Annotated in this window: 17 protein-coding genes; 8 read left to right on the top strand and 9 right to left on the bottom strand. The window is 41.8% G+C overall.

Annotated elements, in window-relative coordinates:
- The first annotated feature begins 89 nt into the window (after positions 1-89).
- Together IQ236_RS14155 and argS are read left to right on the top strand one after the other, a co-directional pair.
- Positions 90-458 (top strand): phage holin family protein, encoded by a 369-nt coding sequence (locus IQ236_RS14155; RefSeq protein WP_193869850.1) that lies wholly within the window; start codon positions 90-92, stop codon positions 456-458.
- A 520-nt stretch (positions 459-978) separates the two neighbouring features.
- The gene (argS, locus tag IQ236_RS14160) at positions 979-2,736 is read left to right on the top strand and encodes an arginine--tRNA ligase (protein WP_193869851.1); all 1,758 of its coding nucleotides are present in this window, start codon (positions 979-981) and stop codon (positions 2,734-2,736) included.
- 168 nt (positions 2,737-2,904) lie between these two features.
- Here the strand turns inward: argS and IQ236_RS14165 are convergent, their stop codons facing one another.
- From IQ236_RS14165 to IQ236_RS14185, 5 genes are all read right to left on the bottom strand, one after another.
- A complete protein-coding gene (locus tag IQ236_RS14165; protein ID WP_193869852.1) occupies positions 2,905-3,981 on the bottom strand; it encodes a DMT family transporter in 1,077 nt (358 codons plus the stop codon).
- A gap of 280 nt (positions 3,982-4,261) precedes the next feature.
- Complete coding sequence (locus IQ236_RS14170) at positions 4,262-4,957, bottom strand: MarC family protein (protein WP_193869853.1); 696 nt, start codon at positions 4,955-4,957, stop codon at positions 4,262-4,264.
- Between the two features lie 42 nt (positions 4,958-4,999).
- Positions 5,000-5,506, bottom strand: a complete 507-nt coding sequence (locus tag IQ236_RS14175) for a cupin domain-containing protein (RefSeq protein WP_193869854.1) — start codon at positions 5,504-5,506, stop codon at positions 5,000-5,002.
- Between the two features lie 226 nt (positions 5,507-5,732).
- Entirely contained in the window at positions 5,733-7,193 is a 1,461-nt protein-coding gene (locus IQ236_RS14180) for an outer membrane protein (protein ID WP_193869855.1), read from the bottom strand.
- A 41-nt stretch (positions 7,194-7,234) separates the two neighbouring features.
- Positions 7,235-7,675, bottom strand: coding sequence for a YidH family protein (locus IQ236_RS14185; RefSeq protein WP_228041637.1), 441 nt, complete (start codon positions 7,673-7,675; stop codon positions 7,235-7,237).
- 116 nt (positions 7,676-7,791) lie between these two features.
- Between IQ236_RS14185 and IQ236_RS14190 the strand changes: the two genes are divergently transcribed.
- The 3 genes from IQ236_RS14190 (at position 7,792) to IQ236_RS14200 (ending at position 10,888) form a co-directional block, all read left to right on the top strand.
- Positions 7,792-9,120, top strand: coding sequence for a DUF1254 domain-containing protein (locus IQ236_RS14190; protein WP_193869856.1), 1,329 nt, complete (start codon positions 7,792-7,794; stop codon positions 9,118-9,120).
- Positions 9,121-9,387: 267 nt separating this feature from the next.
- Positions 9,388-9,861: a hypothetical protein gene (locus IQ236_RS14195; RefSeq protein ID WP_228041638.1), complete on the top strand. Its 474-nt coding sequence runs from the start codon at positions 9,388-9,390 to the stop codon at positions 9,859-9,861.
- 130 nt (positions 9,862-9,991) lie between these two features.
- Positions 9,992-10,888, top strand: a complete 897-nt coding sequence (locus tag IQ236_RS14200; RefSeq protein ID WP_193869857.1) for a CPBP family intramembrane glutamic endopeptidase — start codon at positions 9,992-9,994, stop codon at positions 10,886-10,888.
- A gap of 380 nt (positions 10,889-11,268) precedes the next feature.
- On the opposite strand, the gene IQ236_RS14205 is transcribed toward IQ236_RS14200, so the two are convergent.
- Both IQ236_RS14205 and IQ236_RS14210 read right to left on the bottom strand, forming a co-directional pair.
- Positions 11,269-12,216 (bottom strand): HEAT repeat domain-containing protein, encoded by a 948-nt coding sequence (locus IQ236_RS14205; RefSeq protein WP_193869858.1) that lies wholly within the window; start codon positions 12,214-12,216, stop codon positions 11,269-11,271.
- Positions 12,213-12,557, bottom strand: coding sequence for a hypothetical protein (locus tag IQ236_RS14210; RefSeq protein ID WP_193869859.1), 345 nt, complete (start codon positions 12,555-12,557; stop codon positions 12,213-12,215). The genes IQ236_RS14205 and IQ236_RS14210 overlap by 4 nt, the downstream gene beginning before the upstream one ends.
- Before the next feature lie 456 nt (positions 12,558-13,013).
- Between IQ236_RS14210 and IQ236_RS14215 the strand changes: the two genes are divergently transcribed.
- The gene (locus IQ236_RS14215; RefSeq protein ID WP_193869860.1) at positions 13,014-15,383 is read left to right on the top strand and encodes an arylsulfatase; all 2,370 of its coding nucleotides are present in this window, start codon (positions 13,014-13,016) and stop codon (positions 15,381-15,383) included.
- Between the two features lie 62 nt (positions 15,384-15,445).
- On the top strand, positions 15,446-16,690 hold the full coding sequence (locus IQ236_RS14220; RefSeq protein ID WP_193869861.1) for an anaerobic sulfatase maturase: 1,245 nt from the start codon (positions 15,446-15,448) through the stop codon (positions 16,688-16,690).
- Between the two features lie 156 nt (positions 16,691-16,846).
- On the opposite strand, the gene IQ236_RS14225 is transcribed toward IQ236_RS14220, so the two are convergent.
- Positions 16,847-17,434 carry a phycobiliprotein lyase gene (locus IQ236_RS14225; protein WP_193869871.1) on the bottom strand — a complete coding sequence of 196 codons (588 nt, stop codon included), beginning with the start codon at positions 17,432-17,434 and terminating at the stop codon, positions 16,847-16,849.
- A gap of 223 nt (positions 17,435-17,657) precedes the next feature.
- Here IQ236_RS14225 and IQ236_RS14230 point away from each other — a divergent pair, with 223 nt between their 5' ends.
- A complete protein-coding gene (locus IQ236_RS14230; RefSeq protein WP_083626055.1) occupies positions 17,658-17,825 on the top strand; it encodes an NblA/ycf18 family protein in 168 nt (55 codons plus the stop codon).
- A gap of 327 nt (positions 17,826-18,152) precedes the next feature.
- On the opposite strand, the gene pstB is transcribed toward IQ236_RS14230, so the two are convergent.
- Complete coding sequence (gene pstB, locus IQ236_RS14235; protein ID WP_193869862.1) at positions 18,153-18,971, bottom strand: phosphate ABC transporter ATP-binding protein PstB; 819 nt, start codon at positions 18,969-18,971, stop codon at positions 18,153-18,155.
- Positions 18,972-19,200 lie beyond the last annotated feature (229 nt).

Genomic DNA, 19,200 nt, shown 5'->3' on the forward strand with positions numbered 1-19,200 from the left:
CTAAAGATTTTATCGTTTTATTTTCAAAGTGTGCTCCTTTAGAGTTGAGCGTGTAAAATCAAACTTTATACCTTATGGGAGTTCCTGAAATGATTGTAAGTTTATTATTGCTTTGGTTAGTAACAGCCGTCAGTTTATATCTGATTGCTCAACTGAGTCAATTTACTGGCGTTGAAATTGATGATTTCAAAAAAGCCTTAATTTCTTCGGCGGTTTTTGGACTGGTTAATGCTTTAGTCCGTCCTCTTTTAGCTTTAATTTTCCTCCCAGCAACGTTGATTTTTGCCGGATCTTTCGTTACATTTATTCTCAACGTTGTGATGTTTGCTTTAGCGGCTAAACTGGTGGAAGGATTTAGCTTACGGTGGGGAATTTGGAGTGCTGTAATTGGGGCTTTAGCTTTGAGTTTTATTAATTCTATTCTGTTTCAGGTTTTAGCACAAGTCGGGATTAGATAATTTTCATTGAATCTAACCAGAGCACAACGAATATATCCCCAGGAATGCACCTTAATCGACCTCTATTTATCGAGTTAAATTGTTGATTAAATTTTGGAAAGTTCAACTAGGATTGAAATTGATTGAGTAACCCATTAGATATTTTCTCTCCTAGTTGTAGAAATTGTTTCCAAGTCGTTATATGAAATCTTTAAATGTTTGCTACGCATCTGTCCCCTGTAGAGACGCGCCATGGCGCGTCTCTACAGGGGGATTTAGACGATTATCTGTATATCAATTTCAGGATTTCATATTACTACCCAGGTATTCGTTAATTGTTGCTCAATAATTTCAAGCTGCATACCTGTACTTTGTAAATTGAACTTGATGATATTATAGCTTTTTCATAAATTTTAATTTCAATCAATTAAGGCTGATGGATGCCTAACACTCTAGTTTGTCGAAACTATTAACTCAATTTAAGGTACAATAGACGGAGAAGAACATCCTTAAATGAACCGTTAAACTTGAAGTGCAGATCATGACATCTACCGTCGAACAACTCAAATCTAAATTTAGTCAAGCCTTAGTCGCCGCATTTGGAGAAGATTTCGCCACAACTGACCCGATGGTTGTTGAAGCCACAAATCCCAAATTTGGAGATTATCAATGTAATGTGGCGATGTCTTTAACGAAACCGTTAAAAAGTAATCCTAGAGCGATCGCAACTCAAATTATAAACCATTTAAGTTTAGATGAAATCTGCGAACATCCCGAAATTGCTGGCCCTGGCTTTATTAATTTACGCTTAAAAACGGATTATTTAAAAACCCAACTGGAAAAAATGTTAGGGGATGAGCGGTTAAATATTCCTCAAGTTAACCCCCCTCAACGCATGATTGTTGATTTTTCTAGTCCGAATATTGCTAAAGAAATGCACGTCGGACATTTACGTTCTACCATTATTGGAGATTGTATTGCTAGAATCTTAGAATTTCAAGGACATGATGTTTTACGTCTGAACCATGTTGGGGACTGGGGCACTCAATTTGGAATGTTAATTACCTATTTAAAAGAAGTTTATCCTGATGCTTTAACCACTGCAAATGCCCTAGATTTAGGCAATTTAGTCGAGTTTTATCGTCAAGCTAAAGTTAGATTTGATCAAGATGAAACCTTTAAAGAAACAGCCCGTCAGGAAGTGGTAAAATTACAAGCTGGGGCAGAAGATAGCCGTCGAGCATGGCAATTATTGTGTGAACAATCTCGGCGAGAATTTCAGTTAATTTATGATGATTTGGATATTCAATTAACGGAAAGAGGAGAATCCTTTTATAACCCTTTTTTACCTGCTATTATTGAAGAATTAGATAAAATAGGATTATTAGTCGAAGACCAAGGGGCAAAATGTGTCTTTTTAGAAGGATTTACCAATAAAGAGGGGGAACCTTTACCCTTAATTGTACAAAAAACCGATGGCGGTTATAATTATGCGACAACGGATTTAGCCGCCTTAAGACATCGCATTGAAACCGAAAAAGCTACCCGTATTATTTATGTTACAGATGCAGGACAATCCAACCATTTTATGCAGGTTTGGCAAGTCGCAAAACGGGCAGGTTGGATACCGGAAAACGTCGAATTAGTTCATGTTCCTTTTGGGGTTGTGAAAGGGGAAGATGGCAAAAAATTAAAAACCCGTTCAGGGGAAACGGTGCGTTTAAGAGAGTTATTAGATGAGGCAGTAAATTATGCTAAAACTGATTTAGAAACCCGGTTAAAAGCCGAAGAACGCACGGAAACAGAAGCATTTATTGATCAGGTTGCGAAAGTCGTGGGTTTGAGTGCGGTTAAATATGCAGATTTAAGCCAAAATCGCACCAGTGATTATATTTTTAGCTTTGATAAAATGTTATCCTTGCAAGGAAATACAGCCCCTTATTTGCTTTATGCTTATGTGAGAATTCAAGGCATTAGTCGTAAGGGAAATATTGATTGGCAACAGTTAGGAACGGATATTAAGATAGTTTTGGAAGCAGAGGCAGAATGTGTATTAGCTAAACATCTATTACAATTACAAGATGTATTAGAAGAAGTGGCTCACGATTTATTTCCTAACCGTTTATGTCAATATTTGTTTGAATTAAGCCAGAAATTCAATCAATTTTATGAGCAATGTTCTGTCGTGAAAGCGGAAGAACCTCAACGAACTTCTCGTTTAGCGTTATGTGATTTAACGGCACGAACCTTAAAATTAGGGTTATCCCTCTTAGGTATTCCGGTGGTAGAACGAATGTAAAATCAAGGAAGAAACCGCAGGAAGCAGAATATTATTTTATAGCAAGTCTAAATCAGTTGTACAAATAGCTGGAAATCCGAATAATCGTAAGGGCGAGGCGCGCGCCCCTACAAACCGAATTTGTATCCATTTTTTAGGGTTAATAATCTTTGATTATGAGTGTACAATTTATTTAGAATTGCTATAGTTAAGGCTTCCTCGTTCTTCTAACATTTCAATTCCCTGTTCTATCAATTCGGGATGGGGAGTTGAAGTAATAAATACGGGGATTGCTTCTCTTTCTAGTTCGGGATGATGCCAAGAAAAATCGATACACATTTCATCATTCAAAACAACAGGTTCAATTGTAGGAATTAAAATGTTTTCTTCCATCATTGTTTCACCCTCAAATCCAGTAGGATTCGTGTGTTGTTGACTGATGAACATCGCCCCTAAAATCATCGCACCGCCTAACCAACCCCGCAGTCCTAACGTTTCACCGAGTAACCAGAAGGAAAATACGGATGCAAAAACAGGCTCAAAGGTATAAATTACAGCCGTTTCTGAGGCTGAAACCCAGTGTTGAGCGATCGCAGGCAGCCAAGTCGTAACAGCCGTTACCACCGCCAGGTACAAGAGAGGGAGGTAATGACCCTCAATCCCTTGCCATTGTCCCATCAAATCCGGTAACGTCCAGACAGTTGCTAAAACCGTCATCACCACAAGCTGAATTGCCGTTAAGGGTTGGGACGAATGGGTGCAGGTGACGGCTTCTAACAGCAAAATATAGCTGGTATAAAGCAGAACATCTAATAACATCCAGAAGTCTCCCGCCGTCAGCATTCCGCCTTCCCAGGACATCACCCCCACCCCCACTAACGCCAGTCCGGCGGCTAAGAATAGTCCCCGTCGTACTTTTTGACCGAATAATTGTCCTAATAAGGGAACTAAAATGACGTTTAAACTGGCAATAAAAGCGGCACGATTTGCGGAGAGAGTTTCTAATGCGATCGCTTGAATGGCTAAGGAGGAAAACAGTAGAATTCCTAATAGAATCCCATCTCGAATTAACCTTAGATTTAACGTCCGTAAATGCAACGAAAAAGCGATCGCTGCTAAAGCAGATCGGATGGCAATTAATACACCAGGAGAAATATTATGAGTCGTTTCTTTAACCAGAGGAAATGTTGTTCCCCAAAGTAAGGTAACGACAATCAACAGGATAATACCCTGGATATGTTGGACTTTTGGTTGAGAAAGGGTCATTAGAGTTTTTATCAATTGTTAATTTCTCAGGATGAAAGGGATGCAGAAATAAAAATTCAGTCTTAAGATCCATATTAATTTTTTAATAGGCTGCTAAATGATGTTATTTCTACAAAAATACCCTTCTGCATTGGATTCTAAGAATATTTTAGAACGAATAGAATCTCTTGAAGTTAGATTTTTTTGAAGACCTAACTTTAGGATTATTCTTTAAATCCGGTGTGCGGTGTTGAGCGTTAGGACAGAAGGAATCAAGGATCAACCTGTTTTGAGAATTTCTCTATCGAGGCAACAAGACGAAATCGGATAAATAGGTTGAAAATAAACCTTCAATCCAGTGTTCTAACCCACTTAAGATTAATTGTACACCCAGGGCTAAAATAAATAAACCCAGAAGACGGGTAAAGGCAATAATTCCATTTTCTCCTAAAAGATTAAGTAAACGATGGGACAGAATTAAACAGCCATAAACCAAAATTCCAATCAGGACAATTGCAACAATAATCTCCCCTAAATGTAATATAGTTTCTGAGGAGAAAGTTTCGCCAGCTTGGGCGGCTAATCCTAATGTTACGGCGATCGCTCCAGGCCCTGCTAATAAAGGAATGGTTAAGGGAATAAAGGAAATATCTTTATGTTCTTGAATTTGACAGCTTAAAGCTTCTTCTTCTGTTGGGGTTAATCTGGGTTCTGCTTTTAAAGCTTCCCACCCCGCTTCAAAAATTACAATTCCTCCGGCTACTTTTATTCCAGACATTGCTAAACCAAAGAATTCTAAAAGTCTATCTCCGACTAATAAAAAGAAGACTAAAACTCCTACAAAGCTCAAGGAAGTTTTAATCGCACATTTTTGTTGCAACTCTGGAGAATATCCCGCCGCTAAAATTAAAAATATCGGCACAGCACCCAAGGGATCGACAATGGGAAATAAGGACGCAAAACTACCTAAAACAAAGGTTAATAAATCTTCTACCATCTGTTAAATTAATAAAGCATAAAGGATGTATTGTACCTTGAATTAAGCATCAGGAGTTAATTTTAAAATCAGTTCAGAAGATTCTGGAAACTTCGAGAGCAGGTCAGTCCGAGTCGCTAATTCAAAATCGGCAAAATCAAACCCTGGCGCAACGGTACACCCGACAAAACTATACAGGCTTTTTGAGTTAGGATAGCCGCCAAACCACCATCCCGCCGGAACAACAAACTGCACCGTTTCTCCCGCTAGAATATCAGAACCCAGAATAATATTCTGGATGCCATAATCTTCGTGCATTAAAATTAGGGTCATTGAACCTCCTAAATAAAAATGCCACATTTCATCGGATTGAATTCGATGTAAACAGGATTTTGTTCCTTGAGGTAATAAAAAATAAATTCCTGTACAATAATTGCGATCGCCTTTAAAATTATCCGGTAAAGCACTATTAGAAATTACCCCCTCTGAACGATAGGTTTCTCGAAAATATCCCCCTTCAGGATGGGGAATCAGTTGATATTTTTCAATTAATTGTTCTACAGTTATCATAAATTAAAGAGAATAGGGAATATAAAGATTTTACATTAAATTTAGGATGGTTATATATAGCAAGTCTAAATGGATTGTACAAAATGACTCACGGTGATATTAATCCTCAAAAATATCTATATTCCCCTGTAAGGGCGAGGCGCGCCTCGCCCCTACGATGAATGGGATGTCAAACTATTTATATAATTGATTTAGACTGGCTATATATACGTGAATTGTCTTAAAACTAGAAAGACCAAGCTAATCCTAAACGCATTCCTTGTGATGTCATTTTAACCGTTGAGGTTCCATAATCTCCTTCTTGTTTAACTTTTAATTGATATAAACGATAGCCTGCGGATAAGGTTAAATCACGAGAAACTTGCCAATCTAAAGCAACCAGTAAATCCCAGTTTGTTTCCGCTTCACTTCCTCCTGTAATTGCAGTTCCTCCCCGTGTTGTAATTGCTAAATTATCGGCTAAATTGAGTTTAATTTGTGCACCAAAGGACGGATCAAACCAATCAGGATCATAGTTAATATCTGGGCCAGGATCAAAACTAAAATCACTCTGAAGATAGCCAAAACGAGCACCACCATACACTTCAAAATCAAGAGAAGGATAGACAGAATTTTTTTGAGAAGAATCTTTAACCTGAGTCAGAGGGAGGGTTCCTAAATGCCATGCGAGAGACAGTTCTGCTGTTAATAATTCTGTATTCAAATCAAGATCAATTTGTGAACCGTTCTCGGTGACACCCATTTCAGCATAGGTTCCTTGAAAGACTAATCCGATATCTCCATTCCACGCTTCTACACGAGTTCCTAACTCTAAAATTTTATTGAAATCCAGAATATCTCCTAACCCAATATTAAAATCAACTTCAACGGGAACTTGACCGGGAGGAACTCGATCTACAATGGTTTGTACTCCTTCCCGAATCTGAGTTTCTAACCGTTCTGTTAGGTTTTGTCCCCGTTGTTGTAACCGTTCTCGGACTTCTTGAGCAATGCGATCTTCTAATCGAGTATTGCTGCGATCAAAAGGTAATCGTTCTAATACTCGATCAACCGCTTGTTCAATTAAATCTGGGGGTAATTGATTTAAAATCCGACTGGTAACTTCAGCCGTAATTAAGTCTACTAAAACAACTCGATTAACGCTCGCGCCTTCTCCAACAATGGCATAACCATCAATATTGAAAGGCACAAATAACATCGGTTCAACTTCAAATCGCCATCCGTTACTGGGCTGTGGTTGTTCAGTTGTAGGAGTAGAACTTTGGGACTCTTCCGCCAAGGCTTGACTAATAATCTGATCAAAGTTGATTGGATCTTGTTCTAAATTTGATAAACTCTCATCTTCTTTTTTCGGTTGATTTAGTTGCAAATCGGCTGCATTAGTATTAGAATTTAAAAGAGTTGAATTCAGTTGATAAAGTTTAAAATTTTCTGCGTTTTGGGTAGTAGTTTGTGGTGAAGGGGAAGAAGTGGCGATCGCAATTTTCTCAACCGAAACTGAATTAAACTTAACGGAAGTTGGATCACTGGAAAAATGCAAATCAGAATGAATTAAAAACTGGGGAGCGTCTTCTGAAAAAACAGAGGAGAGGTTTTGTTCAGAATCCAGATTAACGGAACTCGCCCAAGCGGGAGTAACCGCTAGAAAAGTTAATAAACTGAAACAAGACGTTAAAGCTGATTTCATCTGGTTTTTTGTACGGGTTTAAAGTTTTTTTGATAATACAATTAAAACATCAGGGATTTAACGATCACCCCAATAAAACTGATGAACCCAATCACCAGTAAAGCAACGCCGATAATTTCTGCACTGCGGGAGGTTTCGTAAGTATAGCGATCGCTTTCGATTTGTTGAAGTAATTGCCGATGTTCCCTTAACCCTAAAGCCATTCCTAACATCCCCGTACCAATAAAAGCCAGTCCCACAATAACAGAAAATCGCACCGGATCAAGTCTAGGAGTCAGGCGGGTTTGTTCAATGGTTCTAACAATAGTTGGAATCCCAAAACCAAAACCAATTAAGGATAAAGACGTGCGTATCCACGCCATTAACGTGCGATCGGCGGCGGCGCGACTGCGGTATTTAGCAAGTTCGGTGCGATCTTCAGCTAATTCATTGGTAGAAAGCTGTTTATGGGTTTCTGAGTTGTTGGGGGGTTGATTCATCATAGGTTAGGTGGAATAATTGGGTAGCTATTAATAATGACAATGGTTAGATATTATCCCTAAAAGATAAAATTAAACCAGACCTAGAATCGGGAATTAAATCTTTAAGATCAACCGATATGCAAACTAACAATCCGTCTGAAGTCCGTGCGATCGCTAAGGAAGCTTATATTTACGGCTTCCCAATGGTAGACAGCTACCGCATCCAATACGCCTACTTTGTGGATCAAAAAAATCCTGAATATAAAGCACCTTGGAACCAAATTTGCAATATTGCTCGTGTCTTTACACCGGAAGATAAGGCAGTTCAGACCCCCAACTCAGACACCCCTTACTCGATGCTCGGTTTGGATCTGCGTACAGAACCGATCGTCCTCACCGTACCGGATATCGAACCGGAGCGCTATTTCAGCATTCAACTGATCGATCTTTATACGTTTAATTTCGACTATATTGGAAGTCGCGCTACGGGTAATGAAGGGGGTCATTTCCTGATCGCTGCACCGAACTGGCAAGGTGAGATCCCCAGTAATATTAAGAAAGTGATCCGGTCGGAAACGGAGTTAGCGATCGCAACCTATCGCACACAGCTTTTCAGCCCGGATGATCTCGATCAAGTCAAACACATTCAAGGGCAATATCAGGTACAGCCGCTCTCCGTCTTTCTGGGACAGTCTGCACCGCCAACAGCACCGACCATTGATTTCATTAAACCTCTGACCCATGACGAGCAACGGACATCCCTCGACTTCTTCAAAATCCTGAATTTCATATTAGAGTTTTGTCCGACCCATCCCTCGGAGGAAGAACTCAGGGCGCGGTTTGCCAAGATTGGTGTCGGTGCGGGAATGACTTTTGATGTCAAGAATCTCTCCCCCGATCTCAAGACCGCCATCGAGGAAGGAATTGCCGATGCTTGGGCAGAATTCGCCAACCTCAAGCATCGCATTGATGCTAAGGAAGTCACCTCTGGCGATCTATTCGGCACACGGGACTATCTGAAGAATAACTATCGCTACCGCATGGCTGCTGCCATTCTCGGCATTTATGGGAATTCTAAGCAGGAAGCGATGTATCCGATCTATTCGGTTGATAGTGAGGAACAAATGCTGAATGGAGCTAATCGTTATACCCTCTACCTTGCACCGGGACAATTGCCCCCCGTGAATGCGTTCTGGTCACTCACCCTGTATGAACTTCCGTCGAGTCTCCTGGTGGCTAATCCCCTCAACCGCTATCTGCTCAATTCTCGGATGATGGCTCAATTTAAGCAAGATTCACAGGGGGGTATCACCTTTTATATTCAAAACGAGTCACCGGGCGCAGATGAAGAAGCGAACTGGCTACCCGCCCCCAAAGGGTCATTCTTTTGCGTGATGCGTTTGTATTGGCCTAAGTCTGAAGCCCTTGAAGGAACATGGCAACAGCCACCCATGCAGCGCGTCTAAAACTCTGTTAATAAATCTGAAAACTTTCACATCTATCAAAAGATGTAATTTTTCATGAAGAATCCGAGAACATCAAGATTTTAGGTTAACAATGATATTCGTTCTTGTCTCAAAGCCAGTTGTGGTTTTGAAAGTATTTCCCTTTTTATAGAGACAAGAATCTGTCCAAGCCTATGGTCGCAGAACGCAAACGACCTACATAACCGCACAAAACGCCAACGCGATCGCAACTTTGGATGTAACCCCCTAAATCGGATGACTTCATTGATGACACCCTCTGCTGACGTAACCAATTTGATGACGTTGTATGGCACTCCGAGTCAGGCTGGATTTGGCAGTGCGGTGTTTGATGAAGCCATCGAGCCAGGAACAGACCTGGAATCCGTCGCTGTGCGGGTTTACAAACACTTTGTCGGTCAACTCTGGGAACGGTACGGCGAAACAGCCTGGATGAGTCCCTGGAAACGGGTCTATGTCCGTCCAGTGGGAATCGAACCCAATATTGTGGCAGAACTGCGGGCGATTGCAAATTCAACCGCCGCAAACCATGTCCCGATTCTGCTGATGGAGGACACCGAAGATCAGGACAAAGCCCAGCAAGCATTAGCCGCCGTTTTCGATGATCCCCAGGTGAAAGATTTAAGCGTATACGCGATTGGTGATGGTGCTGCTCTATCTGGCTTACTTGTGGCTGGCAATCGTCCCAACGCAATAACAATTTTGATTTCGTTAATCGATTGAATTTGTGGGGGTAATGGGTAATAGAAAAACTTTTCTAAACTAACGATGAATCACGGTTTGCCAATCAATCAACACCAACTATCCATAAACCCATTACCCATTACTAATTTGTTTTAACCGGAGATGATTAATGGAGACACAAACTGATTTAAAGATGGATATAGGAACTGATGCAAAAATTCGCCAGTTACTGCGTATTCTGCGTAACCCGTTCGTCAGCCTGCTGGTGCTCTACTACCTCATGTCCAAGGCGAAGGACTTTGGCTTCGCATATCTGATTTCACCGACAATTTTCCAAAACCAGGCGCAATCCCTAATTGGGGGCGTGTTGATCGTCGCGAACCTGATGCTCGTATATTTCAGTTGGGGGCATTTTGTGGAACGCCGACGGGTCAGCGAACTGGCTCTGCCCCGCAAGGGTCGCGAACTCGGCATCGGTCTGTTGCTCGGCTTCGGACTGATCACCCTCTGCGTTTTGATCGCGATGGCTCTCGGCATCTACCGAATTGAGGGGATCGACAGTTGGCAAAACCCACTGGCGGTGAGAGGGTTTGTGCTACTGGTACCCATTTCCGAGGAACTGATGTTCCGGGGCGTGGTGTTTCGCATTCTTGAGGGTGTGTTTGGCGGTTGGGTCGCGCTGGTGCTCTCGTCCGTGGCATTCGGTCTCATACACCTGGGGAACGAAGGTGAAACCCTCACAGGCATCGCAGCGATCGTCCTCATGTTCGGCCCGATGCTGGCGGCGCCCTATATGCTCACCCGCCGCCTATGGATGGGCATTGGTCTCCACATGGCATGGAACTACACGATGGGCCTAATTTACTCGATCAACATTTCCGGTAATGAGGCGAAGGGACTGTTTAAGACCATTATCACAGGCCCAGAATTTCTGACTGGTGGCAACGCTGGCTTGGAGGGATCGCTGATCGCCATGCTGGTAAGTCTCACGTTCAGTGTGGTCGTGCTGATTCTGGCGGTACGGCGCGGCGTGATCGTGCCCCCATCCTGGCAGCGCAAAGCCTGAGCCGGAGTTCGGTATGGATAGGTGTCCCGGCGATGCCTTGCCGGGGTCAACCCTGTTTTTGAGTCTGAGTCAATACCTGCCATTCTAACAACTGGGTTTCTTGTCTCGTTTTTATCAATAGAGTCTTAGCTGCTAATAATTCGGCTAAACTATCTTCCTTTTCAGTATTGCTTAATTTTTCACTTGTCTTAATTTTATATTATCTAAAACCTGAATAACAATTTGACATTCTTCTCCAAGTTCTGTTATCAAAGTTTGTAACGTTAAGCTTTTAATAAAATAAGCTAACTTTTTTTGATTTTAAAATGTCTCCCACCCGAAACCCGACTTAACAGGATTTAACAGGATTTAACAGGCAAGATGCCTGTTCCACACACCTGCTAATATTCCCTAACCCAACTTTCAACTGCTGTTAATAAATTCTCCTGCGACGCCACAAAGGAACGTTGCGGGGGTGGTAACGGCAGGGGGTCAGGTGTCACCCAACCGAGGTGTAAGACTTCCGTGAGATAGTCGCAACAGTCGAGAACTTCGGGGGTGGGTGTCCCGTCTGTGAGTAACAGAATGAACAGTTGGGGGGTTTGGAGTTGCTGTTTTAGGTGGATAATTTTCCTTTCTAAGTTGGTGACAGTCTGCACTTCGGGAGGGGTTTCATTGGGTAATAGTTCTTGATAGAGACGGTTACAAAAGGCTTGAACAAACTTGCTTTCGGTGTTGAGGGTTAATAGTTTGTTGATGTTGATGCAGTGGAGGGGGAGGTGAGACAGTTGGGTAGAAATATCGGTAATTTGTTGTTCTAATTGTCGCACGGTTCGGGTATTGCCAACGGGGGTATTATCGTCAACTTCAGGATGGGGCGTTAGGGTGTTGTGATGCCATGCTTGATAAAATTTGGGATAAGGTAGATTTTGGGCGCATTGCCAGAGGAGTTCATAGCACTTTATATAGAGATTAGAATTATTCTCGTAAACTTCATCAGTGAGATTATGGTTGAGGGCAAAAACCACATCTGCATATTGTTTTTGTGTTTTAATGATTTTCCGTAAACTATACGCAACTTTCCAGGGAGTATCTTCATTTTCAGTGGTTTCTAAGACACGAATTAACTCCCGTATTGCTAACTCATTATCAACGGTAACTTCTCCTAACGTATTGGCAACCTGATAACGAATTCCTTCATCCTTAGTGCTTTCCAATATCTCTATTAACTTCTGTATTGCAAACTCATTCCTAGTGTCAATTTTTCTCAGAGTCCTAGCAATTATCCATTGAGTTTCTTCATCTCTAGGAGATTGTAATATCTGAATTAATCCGTTAATTGCAATCATGTTTCCAAATTCATAGTTGGATTAGATTTGAACTCAGTTACAACTTCTTGAATATAAGGATTCTTTTGCCCAAGTTGAGCTAAAATTTCTAGCTTTTGACGTAATTTAGGATTATTTTGGGCTGCGGATTGAAGGGCTGAAATTGCTTCACTATAATTTACTGGCTGATTGGATGCCTGTTTAATTGCTGTTACTGTAATGGGACTTTCTTGTTTAAGTTCTGTTAATAATTGTTTCGATTCTTCAAACAGAGTTTCACCAAGTTTTTCACCTGTTTTCTCTAAGGCTTTTGTTCCGACTACCATTCCTAATGCTACCGCCGCCGTAACGAAAGGTTCCATAACTTTGAAATTATAGAGATATCTGTTAATCTTGATTGTAGGCAATAATTAAGTATTCGTCAAGTTATTTTCGATGTGCGATCGCTAATTGATTAATAGGAGCAATAAGTTAAAGAACTATATCAGGAGGGATAAAACCTTCAAACCAGGTTGGGCGAGGCGACCTCGCCCCTACAAAAATAGGGTTTAATTATTAACCATCTGACTCTGATAACTGTGTATTGGGTAATTGTTCTAATTCTTCTGCTATTAACGTTTGATCGCAGGGGCGGCATCCCTTCCAACCCTCTATAAATTCCCACCAAGATTGTCAGATTTTATCGTAGGGGTGGCGTCCCTCCCAACCCTCTTACTACATTAAATTGAGTAAAGATAGCTTTAATTCCGATAGGGAATCGGTGACAATAATTGTTAGACATCCAGATATTTACACCTGTTTAGAGGGAATAATTACTTATGACAGAAAGCGATCGCATTCAACGCCAAATTCTCCCCATTCCTGACCGAACCCATATCGGTATCACCACTTACGACGCCAAAGATCCAGATACCCAATATCCCCCCATTCGAGATCTGCGTCCCCCCGCAGACGCCCCTAATGTATTAATTGTGTTACTAGATGATGTGGGTTTTGGCGCTTCCAGTGCCTTCGGTGGCCCTTGCAATACCCCCACCTTCGAGAAACTCGCATCCCAAGGACTGAAATACACCCGTTTTCACACCACCGCCCTTTGCGCTCCCACCCGACAAGCGTTACTCACCGGACGCAACCATCATTCCGTCGGTATGGGTAATATTACGGAAACCGCCACCGCCGCCCCAGGTTACAGTTCCGTGCGTCCCAACACTAAAGCGCCCCTCGCAGAAACCCTGAAATTGAATGGCTACTCAACCGCTTATTTAGGGAAGTGTCATGAAGTCCCCGTTTGGCAAACCTCCCCGATGGGGCCGTTTGATGGCTGGCCAACGGGAGGCGGGGGTTTTGAGTATTTCTATGGCTTCATTGGCGGAGAAAATAATCAATGGGAACCCGCCCTCTATGAAGGCACAACACCGATAGAACCTCCTAAAACACCAGAGGAAGGCTATCACTTAACGGAAGATTTGGCAGATAAAGCGATCGCTTGGATCAGTCAACAAAAAGCCCTGATGGCTGATAAACCCTTCTTTATGTACTTTGCTCCCGGTGCAACCCACGCCCCCCATCACGTTCCCAAGGAGTGGATCGAAAAGTACAAAGGGAAGTTTGCTCATGGTTGGGATCAACAACGTGAAATCACCTTTGCTAAACAGAAAGAACTCGGAGTCATCCCACCCGATGCCCAACTGACTCAACGCCATGCAGAAATTCCCGCTTGGGACGACATGAACCCCCAACTTAAACCCGTGTTGGAACGGGAGATGGAGGTTTATGCCGCCTTTCTGGAACACACCGACTATCACGTCGGGCGAGTCATCGACACCCTAGAACGGTTAGGCATCCTCGATGAAACTCTCGTTTATGTGATTGTTGGCGATAACGGAGCATCCGCCGAGGGAACCCTCCAAGGGGCGTTTAATGAGATGGCGAATTTCAACGGCATGGCAGCCCTGGAAACCCCAGAGTTCTTGTTATCCAAATTAGATGAATTTGGTTCTCCTGAGTCCTATAACCACTATGCCGTCGGTTGGGCTTGGGCAATGGATACCCCCTACCAATGGACAAAACAAGTCGCATCCCACTGGGGAGGCACTCGCAACGGTACGATTGTCCATTGGCCGACGAAAATTGAGGAAAAAGGCGGCATCCGTAACCAGTTTTGCCATGTAATTGATATTGCTCCAACCATTCTGGAGTTAGCGGGAATTCCTGAACCCACTCTGGTTAATGGGGTGCAACAAAGCCCCTATGAAGGCACAAGCATGGTTTATAGTTTCAATGATGCCAATGCTCCAGAACGCCATGAGGTGCAGTATTTTGAGATGTTTGGCAACCGAGGTATCTACTATAAAGGATGGAGTGCCGTTACTAAACACCGTACCCCCTGGGTGATGACGAATCAAAAAATGCTACCCTTTGATGAGGATATCTGGGAACTGTACGACGGCAGCAAAGACTGGACACAGGCCCATGATCTGTCTCAAGAAATGCCAGAGAAATTGCACGAACTACAACGTCAATTTCTGATAGAGGCGGTTAAATATAATGTTCTGCCTTTGGATGATCGCCAAGTGGAACGCTGTGATCCCGCCATTGCAGGACGACCAACCTTAATTAAAGGTAACTCCCAGTTGTTCTTTGCGGGGATGGGACGCCTTTCGGAAAATAGTGTTGTTAATATTAAGAACAAATCCTTCGCTGTCACCTCCCAACTGCAAGTTCCCTCAGAGGGAGCAGAAGGGGTGATTATTGCCCAAGGCGGTCGGTTTGGAGGTTGGAGTGTCTATACCCATGAAGGAAAAGCCAAGTTTGTCTATAACGTTCTGGGTATCCAGAGTTTTGTCACTGAAGCTGAACAACCCATCCCCCCCGGTCAACATCAAGTGCGAATGGAGTTCGCTTACGATGGAGGCGGTTTAGGTAAGGGTGGTAATGTCACGCTTTACTACGACGGTCAGCCTGTGGGGACGGGTCGTGTGGAACATACTCAAGCGTTCATTTTTTCCGCAGACGAAACTACCGATATTGGCTATGAGTCGGGTACACCTGTAAGCCCTGACTACACTTTTCACAGTAGTCGATTTAGAGGGAAAATTGATTGGGTGCAGCTTGATGTGGGGACAGATAACCACGACCATTTGATTAATCCTGAAGATCAATTGAAAATTATCATGGCACGACAGTAGGCTGATTTGCTGTACAGATCGACTGACTTAATATGGGCGGGAAAACCCCGCCCCTACAGATTATGGGAACTCGACCAAAAAACGCGCCTCCGGCTTTTCATTTGTTGGCAAAACCCACTGGGGCAATTTGTAATTTAGATTGTCAATATTGCTTCTTTTTGGCTAAAGAACAGCTTTATCCAGGGAGCAAGTTTCGCATGGTTGATGGGGTGTTAGAGTGCTATATTCAACAGTTATTAGAATCCCATCAAACCCCAGAGGTGACGGTTGCTTGGCAGGGGGGAGAACCAACATTAATGGGGTTAGAATTTTTTGAGCGATCGCTAGAATTAGTTGAAAAATACAAGAAACCCGGACAACAGATTATTCATACTCTGCAAACGAATGGAACCCAACTTGATGATCAGTGGGGACGATTTTTTAAACAGCACAATTTCTTAATTGGACTGAGTATTGATGGCCCCCAACCCTTCCATGATGTCTATCGGGTGGATAAGCGGGGACGGGGTAGTTTTGAACAGGTGATGCAGGGTTGGAAAATCTTAAAAAAATATCAGGTTGATGTTAATATTCTCTGTACCGTTCATGCTGTTAATAGTGATCATCCCTTAGAAGTTTATCGCTTTTTTCGAGATAATTTAGGGGTTGAATTTATCCAATTTATTCCAATTATTGAACGAGTTAACACAGATGGTTCAACGTTAATTCAATCAGGAAATCAAGTTACAGAACGTTCCGTTAAACCTGAACAGTTTGGAACATTTTTAATCACTATTTTTGATGAGTGGGTGCGGCGAGATGTGGGTAAAATTTTTATTCAACATTTTGATTCTGCTCTAGCGAATTGGGTGGGTGTGCAACCGGGGGTTTGTATTTTTTCTAAAACCTGCGGAACTGCTTTAGCTTTAGAACATAATGGCGATCTCTATTCCTGTGATCATTTTGTGGAACCTAACTACAAACTCGGTAATATTCAGGAAACACCGATGATTGAGTTAATTGCATCTGAACAACAATATCAATTTGGTCAAGCTAAATTTAATTCTTTACCAAACTATTGTCGGAACTGTGAGGTACGTTTTGCTTGTAATGGGGGTTGTCCGAAAAATCGTTTTATTGAAACTCCAGAGGGAGAAGCAGGTTTAAATTATTTGTGTGCGGGATATAAAGCTTTTTTTACTCATATTAATAAACCGATGACGATGATGGCAGAATTATTGCGTCAAGGTCGTTATGCGGATGAGATAATGCAATTGTTAGGGAAACAAAAACGGCAGCAAAAACCTGTTGGATTTGGTAAAAATTAGTAAAAATTAGGTGGGTGCGCTGCGCTTACCCACCCTACGAAATGATATGAAGTCCTTAAATTAATACTCAAGATGAGATCCTAAAATCCACGTAGAGACGCGCCATGGCGCGTCTCTACAGGGACGGATGCGTAGCCAAAATTTGAGGATTTCATATTACCAACCGAAAGCCGAATAAAATTGGCTATTTTCAGAAGTTGATTCTGATGGGGTTTCAGCATCAGGATTAACTCGAATTTCGGTACAAAATGTTGAAGTATTGAACCCGCCAAATCGTTTAACAGCGCTGGTTCGCATTCGCACATCTGAACCGACAAACCAAAAGCGTTCAATAGAACTCATGGTTTCATATTCAGTGATTAAAATTAAGGCATCATCTTCATCCATTTCAAACTGACCTGCAACGGGCATAATTTCCGCATAACCCCGTTCTCGCAACATTTTGCCTTTACGAGGATTTTCAGCATCAGGAACAATAGCAAATACTGTTGATCCTTTGTGGTTTTCATCGTCTTTATCCCAGGCCATTTCACCCGCCCAAGTCACATAAGCACCCCCGGCGGCTAAACTGGGGTCAACTTCGTGCATCTGACAAATTTCGATGACTCTAGGATCGCCTGCATCTAAGCTGGTGACTTGAATATCTGAAAATCCTTTCTCCGCTTGTCTAAAGGCTAAATGGTGAGTGGTTCGTTGCGATCGCCATGTGCCCGCACTTTTGCGAAAAAATTCCATTGCATCCATCACGGTTAAAATCCCTTCATTCATTGATGTTTCTTGGTTTCACCCTTTATGATAAGTCGATTCTGAGTTTATTGTGAATTTTCGCAACAGAGATTAATTTCAAAATGTGCATTATGGACAGTTTGTCAAGTTGTTGTTACGATAATTTACATTTAGTGTGATACAGGTCAACTTAGTCAGTCCAAATCTTCGTGATTTGCACAACTTAGTCAGAGGAGTGAATATGAAAACGCCTGCAAACCTCAGTCTTGAACAACAATTCAAGTTACAAGTTCTAAGAGAACAAGTCAAAACCTTAAATTTAGAAGAAGCCCAAGATTATTTAATCGAATTGTTATGCCAAAGCATGGTTAAAGATAATCTCCTACGTCAATGGATTAAAAACCCGTAATCAGTTATCAGTTATCAGTGATCAGTCATCAGTTAAGCTGCTCAGTAGCTAGAATTGTGATGAGGAAATTGCCAATTCCTTGTGGTGGGAACGGGGACGCTCCCTAGAATATACAGTTTAAATGCACGAGCAGCTGATCAGTTAATAGTCAGGAGTTTATAGTGTCTTGTTCAGGGTCAATAGTAATGGTCAAAGACTAAAAACTTGCCTACTGATAACTGATAACTGATAACTGATAACTGATAACTGATAACCGATAACCGATAACTGATAACCGATAACTGATAACTGATAACTGATAACTGATAACTGATAACTGATAACTGATTATCCAAACCGACCACTAACGTATTGTTGAGTGGCTTCTTCTTTGGGATTTTGGAAAATGGTTTGGGTGTCATCATATTCGACTAAATAGCCAAAGCGTTTTCCACCTTCTATGGCTTTGGCGTTAAAAAATGCCGTCATATCTGCAACCCGTGTGGCTTGCTGCATATTGTGGGTAACAATAATAATGGTGTAATTTTGTTTGAGTTCGTGAAGTAAATCTTCAACGGCTAAAGTAGAAATGGGGTCTAAAGAAGCACAGGGTTCATCCATTAACACAACATCAGGATTAATAGCGATCGCCCGCGCAATACAAAGTCGTTGTTGCTGACCGCCTGATAAAGCAAAACCACTTTGACCCAGTTTATCTTTTACCTCATCCCATAATACCGCTTGACGCAGAGATTTTTCAACAATTTCATCTAATTGGGCTTTATTTTTAGCTAATCCATTTACCCGGACTCCGTAGGCAATATTATCATAAATTGATTTGGGGAAAGGATTGGGTTTTTGAAACACCATCCCAATGCGACGACGAACTTCTACGGGATCAACATTAGGGGCATACAGATTTTGATTATGATAGAATATATTTCCCTTTAATCGAAATCCTTGAATTAAATCATTAAGGCGATTAAAACAGCGTAAAATCGTACTCTTTCCACAACCTGACGGCCCAATAAAAGCCGTAACTCTATTTTTAGGAATGTCTAAACAAACGCCCCGAACAGCCTTGAAATTGCCATAATAGATATCAATATTTTCGGTTTGGATGACCGTTTCCATTTCTACCGAGGCATACTGATGAACATCGTACATGAGATTAACTCCTTAAAGGATACAATAATTAAAAAATCCACATCAAAATTAAGTATTTTCATCAATTCATACAAAATTCTGATGACCGTCTAATTACAGGTTAAAGTTACCCAAAATCAAGTAACCTAGCCATTATCATTTCGGGTTTAAAGCTTAGACTTAAAACTGTTTTTGACGAGTCGCAAATCGGGCAATTACGCTCGTTAATAACACTAAAGCCACCAATACC

The organism is Planktothrix mougeotii LEGE 06226 (genome assembly GCF_015207485.1).
Classification (GTDB): domain Bacteria; phylum Cyanobacteriota; class Cyanobacteriia; order Cyanobacteriales; family Microcoleaceae; genus Planktothrix.

Coding starts and splice junctions, on each gene's coding strand:
- IQ236_RS14170 (WP_193869853.1), bottom strand. CDS start 4,957: ATGGTAGAAGATTTATTAACCTTTGTTTTAGGTAGTTTTGCGTCCTTA.
- IQ236_RS14215 (WP_193869860.1), top strand. CDS start 13,014: ATGACAGAAAGCGATCGCATTCAACGCCAAATTCTCCCCATTCCTGAC.
- IQ236_RS14205 (WP_193869858.1), bottom strand. CDS start 12,216: ATGATTGCAATTAACGGATTAATTCAGATATTACAATCTCCTAGAGAT.
- pstB (WP_193869862.1), bottom strand. CDS start 18,971: ATGTACGATGTTCATCAGTATGCCTCGGTAGAAATGGAAACGGTCATC.
- IQ236_RS14210 (WP_193869859.1), bottom strand. CDS start 12,557: ATGGAACCTTTCGTTACGGCGGCGGTAGCATTAGGAATGGTAGTCGGA.
- IQ236_RS14225 (WP_193869871.1), bottom strand. CDS start 17,434: ATGGATGCAATGGAATTTTTTCGCAAAAGTGCGGGCACATGGCGATCG.
- IQ236_RS14230 (WP_083626055.1), top strand. CDS start 17,658: ATGAAAACGCCTGCAAACCTCAGTCTTGAACAACAATTCAAGTTACAA.
- IQ236_RS14190 (WP_193869856.1), top strand. CDS start 7,792: ATGCAAACTAACAATCCGTCTGAAGTCCGTGCGATCGCTAAGGAAGCT.
- argS (WP_193869851.1), top strand. CDS start 979: ATGACATCTACCGTCGAACAACTCAAATCTAAATTTAGTCAAGCCTTA.
- IQ236_RS14200 (WP_193869857.1), top strand. CDS start 9,992: ATGGAGACACAAACTGATTTAAAGATGGATATAGGAACTGATGCAAAA.
- IQ236_RS14175 (WP_193869854.1), bottom strand. CDS start 5,506: ATGATAACTGTAGAACAATTAATTGAAAAATATCAACTGATTCCCCAT.
- IQ236_RS14155 (WP_193869850.1), top strand. CDS start 90: ATGATTGTAAGTTTATTATTGCTTTGGTTAGTAACAGCCGTCAGTTTA.
- IQ236_RS14220 (WP_193869861.1), top strand. CDS start 15,446: ATGGGAACTCGACCAAAAAACGCGCCTCCGGCTTTTCATTTGTTGGCA.
- IQ236_RS14180 (WP_193869855.1), bottom strand. CDS start 7,193: ATGAAATCAGCTTTAACGTCTTGTTTCAGTTTATTAACTTTTCTAGCG.
- IQ236_RS14185 (WP_228041637.1), bottom strand. CDS start 7,675: ATGATGAATCAACCCCCCAACAACTCAGAAACCCATAAACAGCTTTCT.
- IQ236_RS14165 (WP_193869852.1), bottom strand. CDS start 3,981: ATGACCCTTTCTCAACCAAAAGTCCAACATATCCAGGGTATTATCCTG.
- IQ236_RS14195 (WP_228041638.1), top strand. CDS start 9,388: ATGACACCCTCTGCTGACGTAACCAATTTGATGACGTTGTATGGCACT.